Raw genomic sequence first — 6,000 nt, 5'->3', positions numbered from 1 at the left:
AGTTAGATAGCATCATTAACAATATTTTTTAATTTGTCGTTTCTAGTTTACTAAATTAGAAGCGATTTTTTCTAGTTATTTCTTATCGTTCAACACTTCTGCTTTCTATGTTTTTTCTTGTTATACAATAATATTTGCAACAAATTTGAAGCTTAAATGTAAGGAGTTGGGGCTTAATTAGCTCATGAATTATGGGGAAAATTAATTCTATTTCTTGGCAAGCGCGGCTTCGTTTCCTATTACTTACTTTTTTAGGATTTGCGATCGCATTGATGATCAATTTTCCCTTTTGGGCTTTAGCTCAGACTCCTAGCGTTAATACGGCTAGCAACATCATTGATCCGACAACTAACCAAACCATCATTAGACCCCACAGTAATGAACTGCGGGGTATTTGGTTAACGAATGTTGATAGCGATGTTTTATTTTCGACCACTCGACTTGAGCGAGCCACCAAAAGACTCAAGCGCTTAAACTTTAATACAATCTATCCCACGGTTTGGAATCGTGGCTATACGCTCTATCCCAGCAAAGTTGCCAAGAAAGCCTTTGGCGAGGCTGTTCTGCCCATGGATGAGCTGCGAAATCGGGACATGCTGGAAGAGGCTGTAAGATTTGGCCATGAGCAAAATTTTGCGGTCATTCCTTGGTTTGAGTATGGTCTGATGACAGATGCCGATTCAGATTTAGCTCTGAAGCACCCCGATTGGTTAACCCTGCGTAAAGATGGTTCTTCACTGTTTTTACATGGCGAGAACAATCAACATCGTCTAGCTTGGCTCAATCCTGCCCGTCCTGAAGTGCAGAAGTTGTTAATCGACTTAATCGTTGAAGTCGTCAGCAAATACGATATCGATGGCATTCAACTCGATGATCACTTCGGGATGCCTGTGGAACTTGGCTACGATGACTACACGCTCGCCCTTTATCAAAAAACTCACGGTGGCAGGCTGCCTCCCGAAGACCATAATGATCCTGAATGGGTAAGATGGCGCTCTCGCTTTGTCACAAGTTTAATGGCAAAAATATCCCGATCAGTTAAAGAAATCAAACCTAACTGCTTAGTATCTTTATCGCCAAATCCTCGCGAATTTTCTTACACTAAATACCTACAAGATTGGTATAGCTGGGTATATTCAGGTTTCCTTGATGAGTTAGTGGTGCAGGTATATCGCAATAATATTGATGATTTTAGAAGAGAATTAGAACGTCCTGAGCTAAAAGAAGTTCGCCAAAAAATTCCTGTAGCTGTGGGGATTTTGACAGGATTACGCATTCAAAATGTGGATATGCGCCAGATTAAGAATCAAGTCCGTGTTGCCCGTGAGCTTTCCCTTGATGGAGTTTCTTTCTTTTTCTATGAGACTCTAGGTCAGCGAGATGCCTCCTTTGAGACGTTGTTTTTCATTCCTGCGATCCGTCCAGACTTACGAAATATTGCCCGTAGCTAAGTCAAAACTAATAGCGGCGCTTTGCGTCGCTATTAGTTTTCATGAAAAAAATTGCAAGATCTTTTCTGCAAATAGCTGCGGATTTTCAAAATGAATATTATGACTGCACTTAGGCGCAATTTCTAATTGCGATCGCAAACATTGTTGGTGCATTTGCCAATTGATTTGGACAAATTTGCGATCTAGTTCGCCTACCAAAAGCAGCAATGGCACTTGATTGTCACAAAGCTCTTGCCATAGGGATGGCTGTTTACCTGTGCTGAGATTACGTAAGGATTTGGCTAAATTTTTCACTGAGTTGGTGAGCCGATGTTTCAGCATTTGGGGAAACTGGGGATGCGATTGCAAATTTCCAAAAATTGGCTGTTGATACCAATTTTCTAAAAATAGTCGCAAATCTATAGTTTCTAACTTGGTAGCAATTTGCAAATCTTGAGCGAGCCGATCTTGTTTGGCTTGCTCGCTAGCTAAACCTGCGGATGCAGATTCGAGAACAACTTTAGAAAAATATTGGGGGAAATGGATCGCTAAATAGAGGGCGATGCGTCCACCCATAGAATAGCCAACTAGAAAGATGCGCTTATGATCTACCAACCCCAAAGCTTCTATAAACTTAATGATCAAAGTAGCAACAGACTCGAATGTATATGGACGCTCCTGCTCGGTAGACCGATTAATCTCTTGAGTTTGTCCATGCCCTAGCAGATCAATTGCCATACAATAAAACTGTTTTGATAATGTTGCGATCGCAGTTTGAAATTCAAAGCAATCCCCCATAAATCCATGTAAAAACAAAATTACAGGGCAATTACGATTCCCCTCAGCATAGTAACTAATGTCGTAGTTCTCGATTTGTACTTGCGATCGCATAAACATTTAACCATCTTGAAGCGCGGAGTTATTTACCCGCCAAGTCAGATAAACAAGTTCTTTAAAAGAGAGAGAGGCGAGACTCGCCTCTCTCTCTTTTGTCTTTTAACCATAGTCAAGAAAATAACTACTGAGTTTAGCCAACACTTGCGGGTTCGCGGACAGGAATCACGGTAACTGACTTGACATCCTTGGCTTTGTTGCGAGTGTCATTAATGCTAACAACTGTATAAGTCTTAGTATTGTCAGCGCGAAATACATCGCCGACAGCAAGAGGCTGATTATAGTTCAGAGAACCGATGAAACGTTGGTGAAGATCGGTCATTAAATACTGCATAAACTCCTCATTGTGAAATAGTCCAAGTGAAATAACCCAAAACTTGAATATGTTTGGAAAACACTCTGGACAAGTTGATATTACTTATGCCACCTGTATACCACTGTTTTTACACTTGGTATATAAAATTTCTTATATTTTTTTGTCAAATAGTCACTTTTTGACAAACACTTAGATTAACACTGCAAAATTTTGAGTAGTGCTAATGTCCTCAAACTTGCTTCTTCTATGACTTCACAGCCTGTAACCGAACTTGAGTCTGATTATGCGTTGAGCGCCTATGATTACGAACTGCCAAGCGATCGCATTGCTCAAGATCCCGTTACACCGAGGGATGCCTCAAAACTGCTAATAATTGATTCTGAACGCATTTTGCACCATCAGCATTTTTATGATCTACCAAATTTTTTGCGATCGGGGGACTTATTAGTTTTTAACAACACCAAAGTAATCCCTGCCAGAATGTACGGGCATAAACAATCGGGAGTGCCAGTCGAAATTTTGTTGATGGAACCCATTGGATTAGATCGCTGGTTAGCCCTAGTTAAACCGGGGAAACGTCTACCTATTGGCAGTACCATCATCTTTGCCGAAAATGTAACCGCCACCGTCGAAGGAATCGAAACTACAACTAGAGCGCGGGAACTCCAGTTTCACATTCCCATTGATGCTGATCTTGACAAAATTATTGAACAATTGGGTAAACTGCCACTCCCCCCCTATGTCACCGATTCCCACGTTGATCCTGATCGTTATCAAACTATCTATGCTGATATTTCGGGGGCAATTGCTGCACCCACCGCAGGTTTACACTTTACGGAAGAACTATTTAGCAAACTAGCTAATCAGGGCGTTGACAAGGCTTTTGTCACTCTCCATGTTGGTATTGGCACATTCCGCCCTGTCGAAACCGAAGATATCACTCAGCATGTGATGCATAACGAGTGGTGCGAAGTGTCAGAGGCAACCAATGCCAAAATCAAAGAGACTAAAGCTAATGGTGGCAGAGTGATCGGTGTTGGTAGCACTGTGGCGCGATCTTTAGAAAGTGCTAATTTTCAAGCGTTTAAAGGCAAGACTAATCTGATGATCTACCCAGGCTTTGAATGGAAAGTGCTAGATGGATTAGTAACTAACTTTCATCTGCCCAAATCCACCCTATTAATGATGGTGTCATCATTTTTAGGTAAAGATGGCCGAGAATTTTTAATGTCAGCCTATCAAACTGCCATCGCCAAAGAATATCGGTTTTATTCCTTTGGCGATGCCATGTTTATCGAAAAGTAATGGGTGAGAATCTTACAGATCTTCATTTTTCTGAATGTTCTTCTGATGATCTTTTTTCGCAGCGATCGCCTCAATTAAAGCCTTAACTTCCGATGCTCCCTCTGATTTTTGGAATTGCCAAGGGTAAGGAATTTTGCCACTTAAAACCATGCGAATACCGACAGGGAAAATGCTAAGTAGGGCTTTAAACTCCTTAAAGTCATTGGTCATCAGCCTAACTGCAAACTTACTCTCATCAATCCAACCATCCTCTTTGACTAAATCAAGCAAAGTATGACGATGGCGCTGTGGCATTGACTTAGGCAGAGCCGTATTATCCAAAATCTCATGCTTGATTTGCGAAATGCGATCGAGAGGTTGTACTTCTACTGGACAAACTTCGTTGCAGTTATAGCAACGAGTGCAATCCCAGACAAATCCCGACTCATTATATTTCTCGACTCGCGCTTCTGTGCGATCATCCCGATTGTCTGCTATAACCCGATATGCCTTAGCTAGAGCGTGGGGGCCAACAAAGCGATCATTAACTGCTGCCGAGTTACATTCTGAATAGCAAGAACCACAGAGAATACAATTAGCTGCTGCTTGCAGTTTGGCTCTTTGGGCTGGAGTTTGTAGATATTCAGTTTTGCTAATTTGTCGTGATGCTGTAGAAACATAGGGATCGACTTTTTCGAGATTATTCCAAAACTTGGTCATATCCACGATCAGGTCTTTAATCACGGGCAGGTTTTGCATTGGCTCTATTACCAATTCTGTATCATGCTCACCCATTACTTCACTAATATGTTTCTGACAAGCTAGGCCTGATCTGCCATTCACCCGCATCGCACAAGATCCACAAATTGCATTACGACAGTTCCGCCGAAAACCAATCGAACCATCCTGTTCGCTCTGAATTTTGATTAATGCATCAAGTACAGTTGTGCGTGTTGGATCAACTTCAATCTGCACGGTTTGATATTTGGGTGCACTTGTGCGCGAATTTTGGCGACGAAGCTTGACAGTAATATTCATGTGAGGAGAATTCCTTTGCTGCTTGATCTTAAATCAGAAGAATATCTTCAGGATTAAGCTCGAATAATCTAACCCAACTGCGTAATTGATTTCTGATTTCATTAGCTTCCATTATCGCCTATTCACCAAAAATTAAAATAAGGCGATCTCCATATCAGTAAATTGTTCAAAGATCATGCGGATACTATATTGAAATAGGCGAAATCCCCTTGTATTGTTTCCAAATTTCATTCCTTAATCCTCTTGCAATTTTAACTTTTTTGGTTTCTCCAACACTTGTTGTTATAAAAATATTGAATGTACTTATTCGGTAAAATGTTATAAACGCATTCTCCGCAAATAAGAAGTCAGCACTTTTATCGATTCTTTTAAAGAAATCTATAGGATGAAGTACCTGACCTTGTTCTCCATCGGTTAGCTTAGCTGGAAATTTTGTGCATAAGAGAGAAAACCTTTGATCCATATGAGGAAAAGTTACTTTTATTTGAATCTTTCCAAATGGATATGATTTAAGTCGCCACTCAAAATTATTAATAGTTACAGGTCTTGCTCCTACATTGATAAAACTAATCATATAAGCCCAGCGATCCAGTACTTTAGGATCTTCCCCTGGTATTTGAACAATACTTAATCTAGAGTCTAACCGAATTATCTTATCTCTTACAGATAACCAAAGTGCGAGTCCAGAAATAGCTGTAGTCCCCAATGCAGATATCCAAGGAGCAAAACTATTTACACATTGCCAAGTGTTACAACTTTCAAGATTCATTCAATATTTACTTATTTTTTGCCTGTGAGATTTAATTATATTCAAGTGTCTTGATTGATAGCAACAACTTTTAAGCTGCAATTTGTGATAACCGATCTCTGGAATACCTACCCTTTCTTTCGCGTGTTTAATCGTCATACTGCAAAGTTGACCATCTTCATCTAAACCCAATAATGTATTGTCATCTAAATATCATATTTCTGAAAGTATTCTTTGAGAGAAGACGATGTAAAGGGTATCAGTATCTGCAAAGTATCTAGTTTTATATT

General features: G+C 40.2%; 6 protein-coding genes. 2 read left to right on the top strand and 4 right to left on the bottom strand.

The window, feature by feature from the left end; genetic code table 11:
* Window positions 1-191 precede the first annotated feature (191 nt).
* On the top strand, window positions 192-1,451 hold the full coding sequence (locus tag H6F41_RS15720; RefSeq protein ID WP_190404415.1) for a glycoside hydrolase family 10 protein: 1,260 nt from the start codon (window positions 192-194) through the stop codon (window positions 1,449-1,451).
* A gap of 39 nt (window positions 1,452-1,490) precedes the next feature.
* Here H6F41_RS15720 and menH read toward each other — a convergent pair whose 3' ends face one another.
* Complete coding sequence (gene menH, locus H6F41_RS15715; protein ID WP_190404414.1) at window positions 1,491-2,321, bottom strand: 2-succinyl-6-hydroxy-2,4-cyclohexadiene-1-carboxylate synthase; 831 nt, start codon at window positions 2,319-2,321, stop codon at window positions 1,491-1,493.
* 136 nt (window positions 2,322-2,457) lie between these two features.
* The gene (locus H6F41_RS15710; RefSeq protein WP_190404413.1) at window positions 2,458-2,658 is read right to left on the bottom strand and encodes a hypothetical protein; all 201 of its coding nucleotides are present in this window, start codon (window positions 2,656-2,658) and stop codon (window positions 2,458-2,460) included.
* 228 nt (window positions 2,659-2,886) lie between these two features.
* On the opposite strand from H6F41_RS15710, the gene queA reads away from it, so the two are divergent.
* Complete coding sequence (gene queA / locus H6F41_RS15705) at window positions 2,887-3,945, top strand: tRNA preQ1(34) S-adenosylmethionine ribosyltransferase-isomerase QueA (protein ID WP_190404418.1); 1,059 nt, start codon at window positions 2,887-2,889, stop codon at window positions 3,943-3,945.
* Window positions 3,946-3,957: 12 nt separating this feature from the next.
* On the opposite strand, the gene H6F41_RS15700 is transcribed toward queA, so the two are convergent.
* Both H6F41_RS15700 and H6F41_RS15695 read right to left on the bottom strand, forming a co-directional pair.
* Window positions 3,958-4,962, bottom strand: a complete 1,005-nt coding sequence (locus H6F41_RS15700) for a succinate dehydrogenase/fumarate reductase iron-sulfur subunit (protein ID WP_190404412.1) — start codon at window positions 4,960-4,962, stop codon at window positions 3,958-3,960.
* A gap of 184 nt (window positions 4,963-5,146) precedes the next feature.
* Window positions 5,147-5,731, bottom strand: a complete 585-nt coding sequence (locus H6F41_RS15695) for a hypothetical protein (protein ID WP_190404411.1) — start codon at window positions 5,729-5,731, stop codon at window positions 5,147-5,149.
* Between the last annotated feature and the right edge of the window lie 269 nt (window positions 5,732-6,000).

The sequence above is a fragment of the Pseudanabaena mucicola FACHB-723 genome (assembly GCF_014696385.1).
GTDB lineage: Bacteria > Cyanobacteriota > Cyanobacteriia > Pseudanabaenales > Pseudanabaenaceae > Pseudanabaena.
The sequence above is the reverse complement of the archived record's forward strand: the minus strand, read 5'-3'. Positions and strand labels throughout refer to the sequence as shown.

Coding starts and splice junctions, on each gene's coding strand:
- H6F41_RS15720 (WP_190404415.1), top strand. CDS start 192: ATGGGGAAAATTAATTCTATTTCTTGGCAAGCGCGGCTTCGTTTCCTA.
- menH (WP_190404414.1), bottom strand. CDS start 2,321: ATGCGATCGCAAGTACAAATCGAGAACTACGACATTAGTTACTATGCT.
- H6F41_RS15710 (WP_190404413.1), bottom strand. CDS start 2,658: ATGCAGTATTTAATGACCGATCTTCACCAACGTTTCATCGGTTCTCTG.
- queA (WP_190404418.1), top strand. CDS start 2,887: ATGACTTCACAGCCTGTAACCGAACTTGAGTCTGATTATGCGTTGAGC.
- H6F41_RS15700 (WP_190404412.1), bottom strand. CDS start 4,962: ATGAATATTACTGTCAAGCTTCGTCGCCAAAATTCGCGCACAAGTGCA.
- H6F41_RS15695 (WP_190404411.1), bottom strand. CDS start 5,731: ATGAATCTTGAAAGTTGTAACACTTGGCAATGTGTAAATAGTTTTGCT.